Origin of the sequence: Pseudoblastomonas marina, from assembly GCF_034374265.1 — a bacterium.
GTDB lineage: Bacteria > Pseudomonadota > Alphaproteobacteria > Sphingomonadales > Sphingomonadaceae > Alteriqipengyuania_A > Alteriqipengyuania_A marina.
In genome coordinates this window covers 1,772,971-1,786,773 of the sequence record NZ_CP139718.1, presented here as the reverse complement: position 1 = coordinate 1,786,773, position 13,803 = coordinate 1,772,971, and the positions used below count along the sequence as shown (strand labels likewise).

Annotated in this window: 11 protein-coding genes; 4 read left to right on the top strand and 7 right to left on the bottom strand. The window is 57.9% G+C overall.

The window, feature by feature from the left end; translation table 11 throughout:
• The first annotated feature begins 1 nt into the window (after position 1).
• On the top strand, positions 2-2,713 hold the full coding sequence (locus T8S45_RS08890; RefSeq protein WP_067695821.1) for a conjugal transfer protein TraG N-terminal domain-containing protein: 2,712 nt from the start codon (positions 2-4) through the stop codon (positions 2,711-2,713).
• Here T8S45_RS08890 and T8S45_RS08885 read toward each other — a convergent pair whose 3' ends face one another.
• Positions 2,714-2,917, bottom strand: coding sequence for a hypothetical protein (locus T8S45_RS08885; protein WP_320181559.1), 204 nt, complete (start codon positions 2,915-2,917; stop codon positions 2,714-2,716).
• A gap of 149 nt (positions 2,918-3,066) precedes the next feature.
• On the opposite strand from T8S45_RS08885, the gene T8S45_RS08880 reads away from it, so the two are divergent.
• Together T8S45_RS08880 and T8S45_RS08875 are read left to right on the top strand one after the other, a co-directional pair.
• Positions 3,067-3,426: a type II toxin-antitoxin system RelB family anti-toxin gene (locus T8S45_RS08880; RefSeq protein ID WP_067695826.1), complete on the top strand. Its 360-nt coding sequence runs from the start codon at positions 3,067-3,069 to the stop codon at positions 3,424-3,426.
• Positions 3,423-4,721 (top strand): type II toxin-antitoxin system HipA family toxin, encoded by a 1,299-nt coding sequence (locus T8S45_RS08875; protein WP_067695830.1) that lies wholly within the window; start codon positions 3,423-3,425, stop codon positions 4,719-4,721. Before T8S45_RS08880 ends, T8S45_RS08875 begins: the two co-directional genes overlap by 4 nt.
• A 228-nt stretch (positions 4,722-4,949) precedes the next feature.
• Here the strand turns inward: T8S45_RS08875 and T8S45_RS08870 are convergent, their stop codons facing one another.
• The 5 genes from T8S45_RS08870 to T8S45_RS08850 all read right to left on the bottom strand — a co-directional run bounded on the left by T8S45_RS08870 (position 4,950) and on the right by T8S45_RS08850 (position 9,838).
• Positions 4,950-5,654 (bottom strand): hypothetical protein, encoded by a 705-nt coding sequence (locus T8S45_RS08870; protein WP_157075203.1) that lies wholly within the window; start codon positions 5,652-5,654, stop codon positions 4,950-4,952.
• Positions 5,655-5,663: 9 nt separating this feature from the next.
• The gene (locus T8S45_RS08865) at positions 5,664-6,800 is read right to left on the bottom strand and encodes a hypothetical protein (protein ID WP_067695838.1); all 1,137 of its coding nucleotides are present in this window, start codon (positions 6,798-6,800) and stop codon (positions 5,664-5,666) included.
• Positions 6,801-6,963: 163 nt separating this feature from the next.
• Positions 6,964-7,884 (bottom strand): XamI family restriction endonuclease, encoded by a 921-nt coding sequence (locus tag T8S45_RS08860; protein ID WP_067695841.1) that lies wholly within the window; start codon positions 7,882-7,884, stop codon positions 6,964-6,966.
• Complete coding sequence (locus T8S45_RS08855; protein ID WP_067695844.1) at positions 7,875-9,491, bottom strand: N-6 DNA methylase; 1,617 nt, start codon at positions 9,489-9,491, stop codon at positions 7,875-7,877. The genes T8S45_RS08860 and T8S45_RS08855 overlap by 10 nt, the downstream gene beginning before the upstream one ends.
• The gene (locus tag T8S45_RS08850; RefSeq protein WP_067695847.1) at positions 9,488-9,838 is read right to left on the bottom strand and encodes a HigA family addiction module antitoxin; all 351 of its coding nucleotides are present in this window, start codon (positions 9,836-9,838) and stop codon (positions 9,488-9,490) included. The genes T8S45_RS08855 and T8S45_RS08850 overlap by 4 nt, the downstream gene beginning before the upstream one ends.
• 385 nt (positions 9,839-10,223) lie before the next feature.
• Between T8S45_RS08850 and T8S45_RS08845 the strand changes: the two genes are divergently transcribed.
• Positions 10,224-10,859 carry a S24 family peptidase gene (locus T8S45_RS08845; protein WP_067695850.1) on the top strand — a complete coding sequence of 212 codons (636 nt, stop codon included), beginning with the start codon at positions 10,224-10,226 and terminating at the stop codon, positions 10,857-10,859.
• A 15-nt stretch (positions 10,860-10,874) separates the two neighbouring features.
• Here T8S45_RS08845 and mobF read toward each other — a convergent pair whose 3' ends face one another.
• The gene (mobF, locus tag T8S45_RS08840; RefSeq protein WP_067695853.1) at positions 10,875-13,799 is read right to left on the bottom strand and encodes a MobF family relaxase; all 2,925 of its coding nucleotides are present in this window, start codon (positions 13,797-13,799) and stop codon (positions 10,875-10,877) included.
• Positions 13,800-13,803 lie beyond the last annotated feature (4 nt).

The following is a 13,803-nucleotide window of genomic DNA, read 5'->3' as shown; positions in this document are numbered from 1 at the left end:
CATGGTCGAGATTTTCACGGTCGGCGGCGGCGAGTATATCGTCAATGTCCTCAATGCCGTTGCCGCCTGGACCGGAGCGGGCGGCTACAAGAGCCTGATTCAGGTCGCGCTGGTGATGGGCATGGTGCTCGCGGTCATCGTGGTCGCGTTCAACCAGGACTGGCGCGCATGGCTCAACTGGTTCCTCGGTGCGACGCTCATCTACATGTGTCTGATGGTGCCGCGCATGGACGTCCATGTGACAGACCGGGTCAATCCAAGCCTTGCACCGGCAACGGTGGCCAATGTTCCGCTCGGGCTCGCCCTGATGGCAAGTTTCACCAGCCAGGCGGGGGACTATCTGACCCGCTCGGCCGAGCTCGTCTTCGGCTTGCCGGACGACCTCAACTACTCGAAGAACGGCATGATCTATGGCGCGCGGCTGCTTGAATCGACGCGGAGCTTGCGCATTTCCGATCCGGAGTTTGCTGCGAACTTCGACGAGCATGTCAGGCAATGCGTGTTCTACGATCTGCTGCTCGGCCGCTACTCGATGAAGGAGCTGTCCGAGAGCGATGATATCTGGGCGACGATCGCACCCGGCAGCGCGGCGCGCGCGCAGAAATTCCTGACCCGGCAGGCCGACGACAGCGTGACGGCCTCGATCATCACCTGCCGCGAAGCCTACACCGCGCTTTCGGGGCAATGGGCGAGCCTCATTGACGAGATGACGCTTGTCGCGGGACGCCAACTCTATCCGCGCCAGACCGAAGCGCTCGCCAAGGCCAAGCTCATGGCCGACCTCCCGATTGCCTATCAGTATCTTACCGGCATCTCGCGCAGCGCGAGCGACATTTTCCGCCAGGTGTTGACGATCAATGCCATGAACCAGGCCATGCACGGCTTTGCAGGGGCGAGCGGCACCGGCAGTATTGACGTCTTCGCGCAGACCCGGGCCGATATTCAGACCGAGCGGACCTATTCTTCGATCGCGCACAACGCGATGAAATGGGTCCCAATCCTCAATGTCGTACTGACGGTGGTGTTCTACGCGCTGTTCCCTGTCCTGTTTCCGCTGTTCCTGATGCCGCGGACCGGACCCATTGCATTGAGAGGTTACGTCACCGGCTTCTTCTATCTTGCGGCGTGGGGACCGCTCTTCGTCATCCTGCACATGATCCTGATGTTCAAAGGCGCGGGCGATGTCGCCGCCGCTGGCGGCAGCACGGGCCTCAGCCTCGCGACCTTTGCTGGCATGAGCGACGTCAACAGCGATATCGGCATCTTGGCAGGCTATCTTGTCGCCTCGATCCCGTTCCTTGCCGGCGGCGTGGCGCGTGGTGCGCTGGCGATTTCGGGCCAGGCAACGAGCTATCTCAACCCGAGCCAGAATGCAGCCGAGGAAGCCTCGCGCGAAGCGAGCACCGGCAACGTCTCACTCGGCAACTCGAGCATCGACAATTCGACAGTGTTTTCCCGCCAGTTTGCGCAGGGCAATCTTGCCCCCAACATTGCCTATGGCGCGGCACAGACGCGGGGATTCAGCGACAGCGGCACGCAGACGACCAGCTTCCCCGATGGCGAGTTCGCTGCAGTCCCGAATTCAAGCTATCCGTTCACGCCGACGCTCGGGCAGGACTTCACGGGCCGCCTAGGAACGATGGCGAGCCAGAGCCGGACGCAGAGCGAGACCTATGCCAACCTCGCCCAGCAATCGACGAGCTCTGCGCTCACCCGGTTCAGCGAGATCCGCAACGCCTACAGCCAGGGTCAGAGCTCCGATACTGTCAGCGGCGTTGGTACGAACGACAGCATCGGCACGGCATTCAGCGAAGTCGACAATGCCTCGAGGACGCTCCAGCAGCAGTTCGGCCTGTCCCGGCGCGCGTCAGACGACATTACTATTTCTTGGTTCCTCAACGGCGAAGCAGGAGCCGGAGCAAAGGCCGAAGGTGGAGTACTAAACGCGCAGGCGGGCGTCCGCGGTGGCCGAAATCAGTCGTGGACCGACAGCGATATCGGGATCGCCTCGGAAGATCGCGGCAGGATAATGGGTACGCTGCGGCAGCTTTCGGATAGCCGCAACTGGTCGAACACGCGTGAAGGCTTCCTGCGCGAGACGAGTTCGAGTTCGGTATCGCAGGTGTCAACCAGCTCGTCGGGTCTCAGCCGATCGCTGACCGAAGCCGAAAGCTACACACGAGAGGCGCGTCGGGCCGAAGAGGTGGCCAGCCGCCTCGAGAACCAGGCCAGTTGGTACGAGGCCAATAGTGCCGCAGGCACGCTAAACCTGAGCCAGGCTTATCGCGAATGGGGCATGGCCGAGATCGAAGCCAATCGCGACTATTACGGGCCGGTGCGCTTCGACGACATCGAGTTCCAGATGAGCGCGCGCGGCCAACAACTGCAATCGCGGTTTGTCGAGAGCTATGCTGATCGCCTACAAGACGACATCGAAGCCGACCTTTCGCTGCCGGACTTCGCTCCTGTCAGCCGCCCCGGGATCGGAAGTGCTGGGCAGGTACGCGCAAGAGGAGCCGTGGGCTCTGCGGGTGGTCCCTCAATGCCCGATGCTCCTGATCGGTCTGACATCACGGATGAGGTCGAGCGGGTGCGCCGACAGGGTCGTGGCAGGATCGGAACCGTGCGAACTTATCTTGATCGCCAAACGGAAGGCGCCACGGGCGCGAGTGAGGAAGCTGCAGACGACGTCAAAGAATGGGGCAATAGATAGCTACAGCACGAAATCCTGCAGGATGACGAACACCGCAAATGCGACGACGACCAGCCCAAGTAGCCAGAGTCCGCGTCGTTCCCAAGGATCTGCTAGAGCCTTCTTCCAGCTGTATTCCATGCGCCGATTTTCGGAGATGGCACGGTCGATCTCTCGCAGGCCCTTCCAGTCCGTCTGGTCGTTTTGCTCCTTCTCGTCATCCATTTCCATCACTCCGACCTAAATAAAGTAGCAAATTTGATGCATTATCGGGCATAAGCCAATTTACGTCTCGATATTGACACATTAAATATCATCACGTAAAGACGCAAAATCGCTACACAAAGCTCCATAACGGAGATAATGTCTCGATAATGCCACATTATGATTCACCAGATCTGCGTCCGCTCTCGGTGCTGCTATCCGACCTCGGGAAGCAGATCGAAGCATATCGCATATCACGCAATCTCAAGCAGGCCGAGCTTGCGGAAATGGCAGGTATCTCGCGTTCAACGCTCGCCCGCCTGGAAGCCGGTAATGGCGGGACCATCGATAGCCTCGCCAGGATAATGCGTGCGCTCGACATTGAAGACCGCCTGCTGGATGTCATGCCGGACGCCAAGCTGAGACCGCTCGATCCCCGGTCCGACACCGGCAAGGCGCGGCAAAGGGTGCGCAAGTCTTCTGAAGGTGAGGCTGGCGAGGAATGGAGCTGGGGTGACGAGGCCCCATGACGCGTGCGGTAGTCAATCTCTGGGGTCGTCAGATCGGCGCCGTCCTGTGGGATGAAGATCGCGATGTCGGGGTTTTCGAATACACTCCGGAATTCAGTCGCAGCGGCATCGAAGTCGCTCCGCTCACAATGCCATTACGAAGCGGCGTCTACGATTTTCCCGCGCTGAATTACGAGACCTTTAAAGGGCTACCGGGCATGCTGGCAGACAGCCTGCCCGACAAGTTTGGTAACGCGCTGATCAATCGCTGGCTTGCCGAGCAAGGCCGCACAGCCGACAGCTTCGATCCGGTCGAGCGCCTTTGTTATACCGGTCGCCGAGGCATGGGTGCGCTCGAATTCGAGCCCGCTACCGGTGAGCGCCGTGAACAGGGTCGGCCGGTCGATATCGCTCCGCTTGTCGAACTCGCCAACAGGGTCATTGCCGCGCGTGAAGAACTGGCCGGTGTGCTCAAGGGTGAAGATGATCATCGCGCACTTCAAGAGATCTTGCGCGTCGGCACCTCTGCTGGTGGCGCCCGGGCCAAGGCCGTCCTCGCCTGGAATGAGGAGACCGGAGAATTCCATTCAGGGCAGCTGACTGCAGGGCCCAGGTATACGCAATGGCTCGTCAAGTTCGACGGCGTGTCGGGCAGTGCCGACAAGGAGCTAGCCGATCCGATGGGCTTCGGCCGACTTGAATACGCTTGCTATCTGCTAGCCCGAGAGGCCGGCATCGACATGGCTCGTTCTCGTCTGCATGAAGAAGGCGGCCGGGCGCATTTCATGACACAGCGTTTCGACCGCACGCCTGATGGCAAGAAGCTTCACATGCAGTCGCTTTGCGCAATGCGCCATTTCGATTTCAACCTCGCTCGCGCATACAGCTACGAGCAGGCGATCGAGACCATCCGCATGCTCGGTCTCGGCCGCGAAGCGATTAAGGAGCAGGTGCGCCGCGCGCTGCTCAATATCTTCATCCGCAACCAGGACGACCACACCAAGAACATCGCATTCCTCATGGATAGCTCGGGTCGCTGGAGCCTCTCGCCCGCATTCGATGTCGTCTATGCCTACAATCCTGACGGGGACTGGACCAACGAACACCAGATGTCTCTGGCCGGAAAGACTGACGGCTTCGAGCTTGATGACTTGCTAGCGTTCGGCAAGTTCGCTGACCTGAAGGCAGGTGAGATCAGAAACATGATTGCCGAAATCAGATCCGCAATCAGCCTTTGGGACAGATTTACGGACTTGGCGGGTCTTTCGAAACGACTCTCTGCGCGTGCGAAAGCCGGATTCCGAGCCGAACTATAATGAAAATTGCACACTGAAAGTGATCCGAGACCAGGACTCACGCCAGTCCTTGCGGCTAAACTACTGTGCGGTGTCATCGCGGCTTCCAAGGTGATAAACTTGGGATCATCTCCGTCAGTTCGATTACACATCGTGGCATACCGACTAGACTTTGGAGAAGCTGTAGGTTGATTTTCAAAACGGCCACCGCAATTGGCATGCAAAATTGAATCTTTGGGAGTGCTGTCTCTAGGTTGGCCAGAAAACAGCGCTTGTTAGCTCCACGTACTCCTGACGATCGAAGTCCGCTGGTTCGACGTTCTGAAATATATTCAGAAATGCCTCCGCCTCGACGCTTTCTGGTTCAATGTATTGAGAGATCGCCCCAGTACAGCGAGAGCATGCCGCTGACAGGATCGGGATCAAATTGGCAAACATACGGTCCACTTCGTAGCTGTGAGCAAGACACCAATCCTCGAAGCGGTCCGCAGCAATGGCTTCACGCCCCGCAGCAACAGAATCCGCGTACTTGGCTGATTGCAAATCTAGAATTGCGCGGATGTCAGACCAGCTGACATAGTGTTCAGCGAAACTTCCACCATCTTCGCTTTCACCTGCTTCGAAATTGATCAGCAGATAGTCTCTGGGATGCTCTTCGGCTCTAGCCCGTCGATAAACGCTTCGAAGCCCGTTGGCTTGGTTATGGTGTCGAGCGTTTCTCAGTCGCAAGACAAATGCGCACAAGGGGTCATCGTAGAAATTGAAAGCTTCCGGCGCTTCCAATTTCACTGCGTCATAAAGGCCATGGAATGCATTCAGAATCCCATCGATTGCGTGGTCTAGATTGCCGACGGCTTCTGGTGCATCGATCAGAAAAAGTTGGCGAAAGCGAAGATGCTGTTCGGCAAAAACTCGAAACGCTTGGGCTAGAGTTTCGAAGCGATCTGAGATCATAGAATGGTGCTACTTAAAGGGTGTGATGGCTGGATCGGAGCCGCCGAACGTGAATTCGATCCAATCATCGTTATCGTCCTCGCCGCCAGGAATCACCTCAATCTTTGTCGGAAGCCTCCCGTTCGCGAACGGCAGTTTGAATGGATTGCCACGTTGAAGTTCTGACATACGATCCACACTGATTTGGCCAGTGAGAACCTCCATAATCATGCGAGAGCTCAATCTGACATTATCGCCTGACATTTTGCAGCCTCCATGGTGCCCCCATCCATAATCTGCTTCGATCGCCCTTCGTGCAGCATTGACTGGCATGTCTCGGGGATAAGGGAAGTTTCGCATCATCGAACGAAAGGTCGTGTCGAGATCGCCAGCAATCTTTAATGCGTCTTGCGTGCGCAGCATTGCAAACATTTGCCGGTCGTAGCCCTCGGCGGGATGCCAGCCACGTCTCTCCTCACGAACGCTAATCGCCAAAACGAAGTCTACCGAGCTGTTCTGCCGCAAGAAATCGCGTGTCAGAGTATCCATGAGATCGATGCGATTGCCGAAGCCACCATCGGCCATAGTGGCGCAATCCGCATCGCAGATGATTATCCCGGTTAAGGCATCCACCCCCTTCAACTGCGGAACCTTCGATCTCAGCGCCTTATAATAGGGGTTCCGATTTTTGATGCTTGGGCGGTCATATGAGGCATAGCCGCCGCTACTGTAGGGGCTCTTGGCCGGATCAATACTGACTGAAATTTCAGTTTCCTCGTCCACAATGTCTACGCGGATCGGACACTGCCCAGAGCGGTGCTGTTGCCTTATCTCAGGCTCGATGGCTGTCTTGAAGTATTGGCGCAGGCTTGACCGATTGGGCATCTGCAAGGTCGTTTGCTCGCCTCGATCCTTTCGCTCTCGACTCGATCCTATTCGGATATCCACTCCGCCTATTGGCATTCCGAGCTTGGTTTTCAGACTTTCAACCAGATTGCTCAGATCTTCATATGGATTTTTCTTGTCGAGCCCCGCGTCGGATACGGTAGTCACGTCTGCTACAAACGATATGCCTAGGCCTGCGTACTCGATATCGGGATTTTTGCCGTTCACCTGCTCCGCTTCAACAGCTACCGACCCGACTTGATTGAGGCCGTGTACAACCATGAGTTCATAAACGGCTGCCAGCCTATCGCGATTTGGCTGATTTAATCGGCGCACTAAGTCCGCATGCCACTCGCTCGGAGTGCAGGGCCGGATTGCGTCCAAACGTGCTTGAATGCTTCGACGACTAAAGAGCAAGATGGCCGCCTTTAGTCATTGATGCTGGTCACTTCTTTGAGCTGGCGATCCATTCCGTCAATGGCTCCAGATCGTGTGCCCAGAAGATGGTCAGGCCGCGTTCCTGCGCATCCAACAAATTGTGCAACTTGTAGACGCCGCTGAGGACCGCACTTGGCACAACCTGCCGCAGGCCAAAGTCCGTTTTCCAGCTCGTAGCTTTCACCGCAGCATCATTGTTCAACCGCTTGACCGAGTTGGTTGATGAGTTTGACACCTTACACTCTATGGGCATCACGCGATGGTCCCAAAGTCGCACGATGATATCGCCTTTGCGGTTGCCGAGCACACTTTCGCCGCAGAATTGTCCTGGCTCGGGTGCCAGGGCGATCGTAGTGATCTTTCGCGGTTCCACCTCTTCGAAACCGAGCTTCAAGAGTGAATCCTTCACCGCGCCTTCCTGACGATCTTTGCCAGATGTCCGACGCTTTGTCTGAGCTCGACTCGCAGCCATCAACGCCGCCGAGGCAAGCACGGCTGCATTGCGCTCAGCCTCGGTCGGTTCACGATCTTCAACGACCCAAGCGAAGCGCCGACGGTCAAGCACCTGGCGGACTACAGCTATTACGCGCTGGACCAGTGCCGGTGTGGCCGCAAGATGTCCTTTCGTGAGCGATTGTGCATCCGAAAGGGTCTTCAGATCGTCCTGAGAAATCGGAGGACCTGCGAGATACCTGAACGCCTCAAGCAAATTTGGATCGCCCAAAACATCGAGCGCCGTATCCTCAAGACGAGAAAGGTCGACGGTGGTCTCGAGTATCTCCTCGATATGCCCCTGATACTCGTCAAAAGCGTCGAGATAGTCTTCCAGAGGTTCTTCGAGACGTTCGGTGCAAAAGGCCGCGATTGCCTTTTCTCTTTCGACCTCTAATTCTTCGTCGCTCCAAAGCGGCCGATCAATCACAGGCATACTCCGCTTGTGAGCAACTCCGGGCTCGGCACAATCACCCGTTCCATTTCACGAGGCTCAAATTTGGTTAGACCACCCGCGTAAGTCCGTCCCGACTTTTGCGAGATGTTGTGCTGCAGATAGGAGACCAAGGCGCGCTTCAACTTTTCGTTCATCGGGTCACGAGGATACAACCCATGAGCGATATTGATATGCCTTGCTCCGGCTTTGTTTAGGGCAAAGCCAGGAGGGCGTCGGGCCATATATGTCGATATGATCGGGGCCGCTTCGCGAAGCCCAATTGACCACCAAGCCTTTCTATTGCGTGCGACATACCCGCTATGTGCACCCATCGATTTTGCTACCTTCAGGAAGCTTTCAACGCGCTTGCGGTCTGAGACAGAAAGTTCATCTAGGTCGGTTGGCAGATCGATGGCTTGCCTGAGCAAGTCGGGATCTTTCAACAAGCCGCCGGAATTGAAGACCTCGCGAGCGCGCGTGATGGTTGGGAAAAGCACCGAGTCAGGCAAACCAGCACTATGCTCTCCGGCGATCCATACGCCGTTTGCCCCGGTAACAGTGCCGCGATGAACCCGGCACAGTTCTCCTAGCTCGACGTATCCCTCGGGTGGACGTTCCGCTACCCGCGTCAGATGTGACCACCGCTTCTCGGTAGCGAGACGGTCTCGCCTAATGCGTCGACCACTTCCGAGTTTACCCAGACTTGCGAGGTCATCTACTCTCTGAAAGCTAACAGTCTTGGGTTCCGCACCAATTTCGAAGGTTGTGATCGCTGCGGTCGTGGCAGCATCGGGAAATGGCTGCGCGGTCGGTTCGATTACGGTAATGTTCTTCCCGCCGAGTTCGCCGAGCATCAGCGACCGAACGAGCGAGCCGTAGTTCACGTCAAGCCACTCGGAAGCTGTAACGAATGCCCCTACGTCCTTCTTCTCGGCTTCAAGTGCTGTCGCGAGGAAAAAGTACACGTGGAGCCCAGCGAGTTTGCTCGCCGGCAGTTTCAATTCTGCCGCTCTTTGCGCGAGCCAATCCTTCCACACAGCATCGATCTGATGATGCCTGACGTATGGTGGATTACCGATGTACAGTGTCTGTCCAGCAGTCCTCTCGGTGAAATTTCGGAAGTCACCGAGTATGATCTTTGCCCGCTTTGCATACCCATTCACACACAGATTGGCACGGGCCATCAGGGTTGCGACCGGGTCCACATCAATGCCGACAAGCTGAGCATTTGGGAACGCTCGCCCGGCGGCTGAGAGGAAGCGGCCTGAGCCAACCCCTGGGTCGACAACGCGCGATGGACTTGAGTTATTCGCGGCCCACTGCACCATCGACTGAACAATGCCCTCAGGAGTGTACGTCGCCCCATCAGACCGGCGTGTCTCCGCAGATCGGATTGACGAGAACCCTTCTCCTAAAGGGTCATTTCCGCTGAGAATTGAATCACGCAGCAGAGCCACTCTCTTTGCGGAAACTCGCTGCTTGGCAGAGCTTGCAGCGAGCCTCTTTTCAGCCTCCGATAACCCATGCCCGACATCGAGCGCGCCGAGTTGCAAGGCTGCCGAAATCAGTTCCTTCTCTGACGCGAAGAGAATGGGGAGATCAGTCATCGGACCGCCTCCCGATTTGCGCTTTGGCTCATCGACGTGGTTCCAACAAATTGGAACGGCTGCACCTCAATTTCTCTGTTTTTCTTGCGAGCTTCGGCGATGTCAAATGCAGTCTGCATCTGCATCATCGCTTCCAATGGAAATCCGAATGCCTTCTCCAACCGAACTGCCATCTCTGGAGACAAATGAACTCGTTGGTTGATGAGTTTGGATAGCGAAGGACGCGCGACGCCTAGAGCCTTTGCTGCCTCCGTGACGGATATCCCACGCTCGTCAATCAACTTGATTTTCAAGAACCGACCAGGGTGCCCGGGATGCTCCGTTCTAAACTGTGTCGCAGTACCCATTTGGTATCCCCTTTGCAGTCTATTGCCCTGTAACGCTACGGGTTACAAGTGTACCTTTGTTCTTTTTTTGTTCCACTGTCAATTGGAGCTGAAAGCAGCCTCACGAGCGTCGAGCTAGATAATTCTCTACCTTCTCGACTGTTCGGCGGCGCGGCCTGCGGCCAGCTCGTAGGTCAAGCACGAAGCGCGGATCGCCAACCGCGCGACGACCGAACCGTGTCGCCGAAATGTGCGATTCCTTCAGATGTCGTTCAATGCGATCCAGCAATTTCATGGCCTTCCTCGACTCACTCAACACTTGTGTTCCTGTTTTGTTCTTAGTAGGAAGGTTCCATCGAGTCTAGGAGATTTCCTTCTCTCCTGAGACCGCTAGAAGGAACGACACATGGAACATGTCAGAGAGGAGCTCGATCGCCTGATCCAGCAGCGACGGCTCGGATATTCCTCGATCTCGCGGATGATCGGAAGAAACTCGTCCTACATTCAGCAATTCATCAAGCGTGGATCGCCGCGCAAACTGGATGACGATGACCGGCGCACGCTTGCCAGCTTCTTCGGGGTCGACGAGCAAGTGCTTGGCGGACCGCCCGCACCCATGCGTGACGGGTTGATCGAAATACCCGTGCTCAATGTCGATGCATCGGCGGGCTTTGGAGCGATTGCCGAAAGCGAGACCGCCCATACCCGCTTCGGTTTCGACGAACGCTGGCTTGGCCGGTTGACCCGGGCGAAGAGCGCCAGCCTTTCGATCATCCACGTCTTGGGCGACTCCATGGAGCCGACACTCAGCGATGGCGACGAGGTGCTGGTCGATGCATCGGACCAAGGCTCGCGGCTGCGCGACGGTATCTACGTCCTGCGCGCCGACGATGCGCTGGTGGTCAAGCGCGTGACGCTCAAGCCCGGTGGCCGCAATATCACCATCAGCAGCGATAATTCGGCCTATCCGAGCTGGGACGATGTCGACCGGTCCGAGATCCAAGTGGTCGGACGGGTCATCTGGTTTGGGCGGGCGGTATAGAAAGCTCTCGTCGGCTCAGATCCCGATTTCGAAATGCTTTACCCTTTCCTTCGTGAGTTCGGGCTTGTCACTTGCAGGCGAAGGGCTGCGGACATCCTCGTCTTGCGAAAGGCCCTTGGCCGCTGCCGCCTTGAGCCTTTGCGTTACTTCAAGGGCCGACGCTTTCTCGCCGCTGTTGGACTTGATGGCCCGGCCGAGTTTCTCGGCATTATCTGCAATCAGCGTAAGGCCGTCGCGAAGCCGGGTGACCGTGACCAGGAAAGTCTGCCGATTGGCGAGATTGCGTTCGCGGCTGTCCATCACTGCGATCCCGCGATCCGAAGTAAGTCCCTGCGCCATATGCGCATTGAGGGCGTAGGCGAGGTCCATGCATTTGAGCATGGGGTCGCCGCGGTTCAGGCGGAGCTCCTTGCCCACTGATGTCTCGACCAAGACGCCCTTTGTGTCGATGGCCACGATCCTCGCCTGGTCGGCGTTGAACAGCCCGCGCTTGTGGTCGTTGTCGGTCCAACGGATTTTGTCACCTTCAATGATGGACAGCGATTTGCGCTCGAAGAGCGACAGCCGGCTATCGTCTGCGCCCGGCCGCAAGCGCGCGGGATTGAACTTGCGAAGCCGTCCTTTCCTGTCCTCAAGCACGAGCTGCTTCCGCGCATGGTCAATGGTCTTGACGGTGTAGTCACCCTTGGAGAGTTTCTGGGTGCTGTCGCGCGAGCGGAAGTTAAGGACCATGCCTGGTTGGTAAGTGCGAAGATAGCGCAGCTCCTCGTGTGTCACATTCACCCGCGAATGAACGGTCAGCCGGCCCGATCGTGGGCCGAGCTCGCCGTTGGCCTTGAGTCCGCACTGCACAGCCTCGTTGACCGCAGAACGTAAGGCCCGTCCCGAAGCGTAGATCGACGTCCGATCCCGATCCGCCGGGCTGAGCGAAAGCCACTTTTCGGCAGCAACAATCGCGCTGTCCCCACGAGCTTCGATGGTTGAAGGAGCAAGAGCCTGGAGCGCATCGTCGATGCGTCCCTCCTGCGCTGCGGCCTGGGCTCGCCGCAGTATGGGATCGCGGCCGCGTAAATTCACATCCATGTTGGCGCGCTCGATCCCGGCCTGCTGGACGAGGTCGAAGGGCTTACCGGCATCGACGGCGGCTAGCTGTCGCTTGTCGCCGACGAGAACCAGGCGCTGGACTTCTGCAAGGTTCGCCAGCCGTACCAGCTTGGCCTTGTCCTCGTTCGACACCATCGACGCCTCATCGAGCACCAGGACATGGTCTCCGAGAGCGCTCCGAGCCTCACGCAGCAACGTGGCATTTCCCGGCTCGTGCAGAAGCCTGCCCCATTGCGCGAGAAAGCGGGCGATGGTCATCGAACGGATGCCGGTGTCGCGCTCGAGCATCTGGACGAGCGTGTTCTGCACGGCGAGCCCCAGTACCTGCTTGCCTTCCTCGCGAAGCAGCTGGGCAACAGGCTTCATCACGCTGCTTTTGCCCGCCCCGGCTATGCCCTGGATCGCTACGGTCCGGTCACGCGACGAAAGGACAAGGCCAGCCGCATTCTCCTGTCCTTCGTTGAGCGAAATTCCGTGGTTGAGCGCAGCAACAGCCTGAACCCGCTCTGCAGCGTCCGCCCGATCCAGGATGGGCAACACCGCACCTCGTCCCTGGTCGACATTCGCAATAATGGTGCTTTCAAGGTCAAGCGCCTCCCGGCTCGCCAGCCAGCCTTTGTGCTCGCCTTTGCCGGATTCGAGTGCGCCGCTTCTGATCAATGCGTTCACACGGGTTTCGATGTGGTCCACCGTCGTCGGCAGCCCAAAATCGAGCGCCGCCTTCAGCAATCCCTCACGGGGAAAGGCTGCCTCGCGCTGCGAGAGATGGCGCACCGCGGAAGCAACGGCCTGCGCTGCCGCGATGGTCGGTGCATCTTGCTTGAGGACATGGGCAGGGATCAGTGGATCCGCCGGATTGCCCTTGATCCGCTGCGCGAACTCTCTCAGCTTCGCAATTCCACGCTGCAGAAGGTTCCCTTCTTTCGAGCTGGGAATGTCCTTTGTTGCAGCGCGCATCTGCGACGCATCGATCAAGCCGGTAAGGTCAATCCCGACTTCCTGGGATTTCTGCCGCCACCCATCGAGAAGGCCTTCCCGGTCCCTAACGGGCGCCTTGCTTTTCCTTGTATCGAGCACAGCAATGTCGCGGGTTTTCGGAGTATTCTCCCCCAGCTGGCGTACCGCGTCGAGGACTTCTTCGCGCCGCGTCGAAAAGGCCATAACTTGCTGGCGGGCAATGCCCGCTGCTTCGAAGTTGCCATGCTTTCCAACCGGCCCAGCCTCGTAGCCCATTTTCTCGACTGCCAGACGAAAGCGAGCCATGGTCATCGAGTTGAGCAGCGTGTTGAACGACCAAAGTTTGTCGTTGCGAAGCGCGCGCCACTTTCCGTCGCTGCCTTGCGTGACATTCGCCACGACCGCGTGAAAATGCAGGTTTGGCTCCTGGTTGCGGTTGGTGTCGTGCTGGAAAAGACCAATCGTCAGGTTATCTGTCGCGACCTTCCCGTAACCAGCCTGACTGCCCATCCGGGTCTGCGCCGCGTTCTTTTCTGCCCAGCGCAAGGTCTCGATGACGGCCTCACGATAAGCATCGATAATCCGCTGGTCGCCGCCCACCAGCGCGAGCAGCGACCAGCTTTTCGGGAGTGAAAATGTGAGGTCGGTTCCCGGCCTGTGGGCCTGGCCCGCGTTGCCGACCTGGATACCGCCGGGAAGCTCTCCCCGCAGCAAGGCATCGAATTGCTCGGCGCTGACGCGGCCCTCAAGGCCAAGTCGTTCCGCTCCCTTCCCGACCCAGGTTCCGGAACGATCGGCATCGGCGCCGGTGTAGTAATTGTCTGCCGCGAAATAGCTCGCAGCAGCCGAAGGGGAGCGCACATTGGCGACGGAAAGCATCCAG

Coding starts and splice junctions, on each gene's coding strand:
- T8S45_RS08845 (WP_067695850.1), top strand. CDS start 10,224: ATGGAACATGTCAGAGAGGAGCTCGATCGCCTGATCCAGCAGCGACGG.
- T8S45_RS08865 (WP_067695838.1), bottom strand. CDS start 6,800: ATGGTTGTACACGGCCTCAATCAAGTCGGGTCGGTAGCTGTTGAAGCG.
- mobF (WP_067695853.1), bottom strand. CDS start 13,799: ATGCTTTCCGTCGCCAATGTGCGCTCCCCTTCGGCTGCTGCGAGCTAT.
- T8S45_RS08870 (WP_157075203.1), bottom strand. CDS start 5,654: ATGATCTCAGATCGCTTCGAAACTCTAGCCCAAGCGTTTCGAGTTTTT.
- T8S45_RS08875 (WP_067695830.1), top strand. CDS start 3,423: ATGACGCGTGCGGTAGTCAATCTCTGGGGTCGTCAGATCGGCGCCGTC.
- T8S45_RS08880 (WP_067695826.1), top strand. CDS start 3,067: ATGCCACATTATGATTCACCAGATCTGCGTCCGCTCTCGGTGCTGCTA.
- T8S45_RS08855 (WP_067695844.1), bottom strand. CDS start 9,491: ATGACTGATCTCCCCATTCTCTTCGCGTCAGAGAAGGAACTGATTTCG.
- T8S45_RS08885 (WP_320181559.1), bottom strand. CDS start 2,917: ATGGATGACGAGAAGGAGCAAAACGACCAGACGGACTGGAAGGGCCTG.
- T8S45_RS08850 (WP_067695847.1), bottom strand. CDS start 9,838: ATGGGTACTGCGACACAGTTTAGAACGGAGCATCCCGGGCACCCTGGT.
- T8S45_RS08860 (WP_067695841.1), bottom strand. CDS start 7,884: ATGCCTGTGATTGATCGGCCGCTTTGGAGCGACGAAGAATTAGAGGTC.
- T8S45_RS08890 (WP_067695821.1), top strand. CDS start 2: ATGGTCGAGATTTTCACGGTCGGCGGCGGCGAGTATATCGTCAATGTC.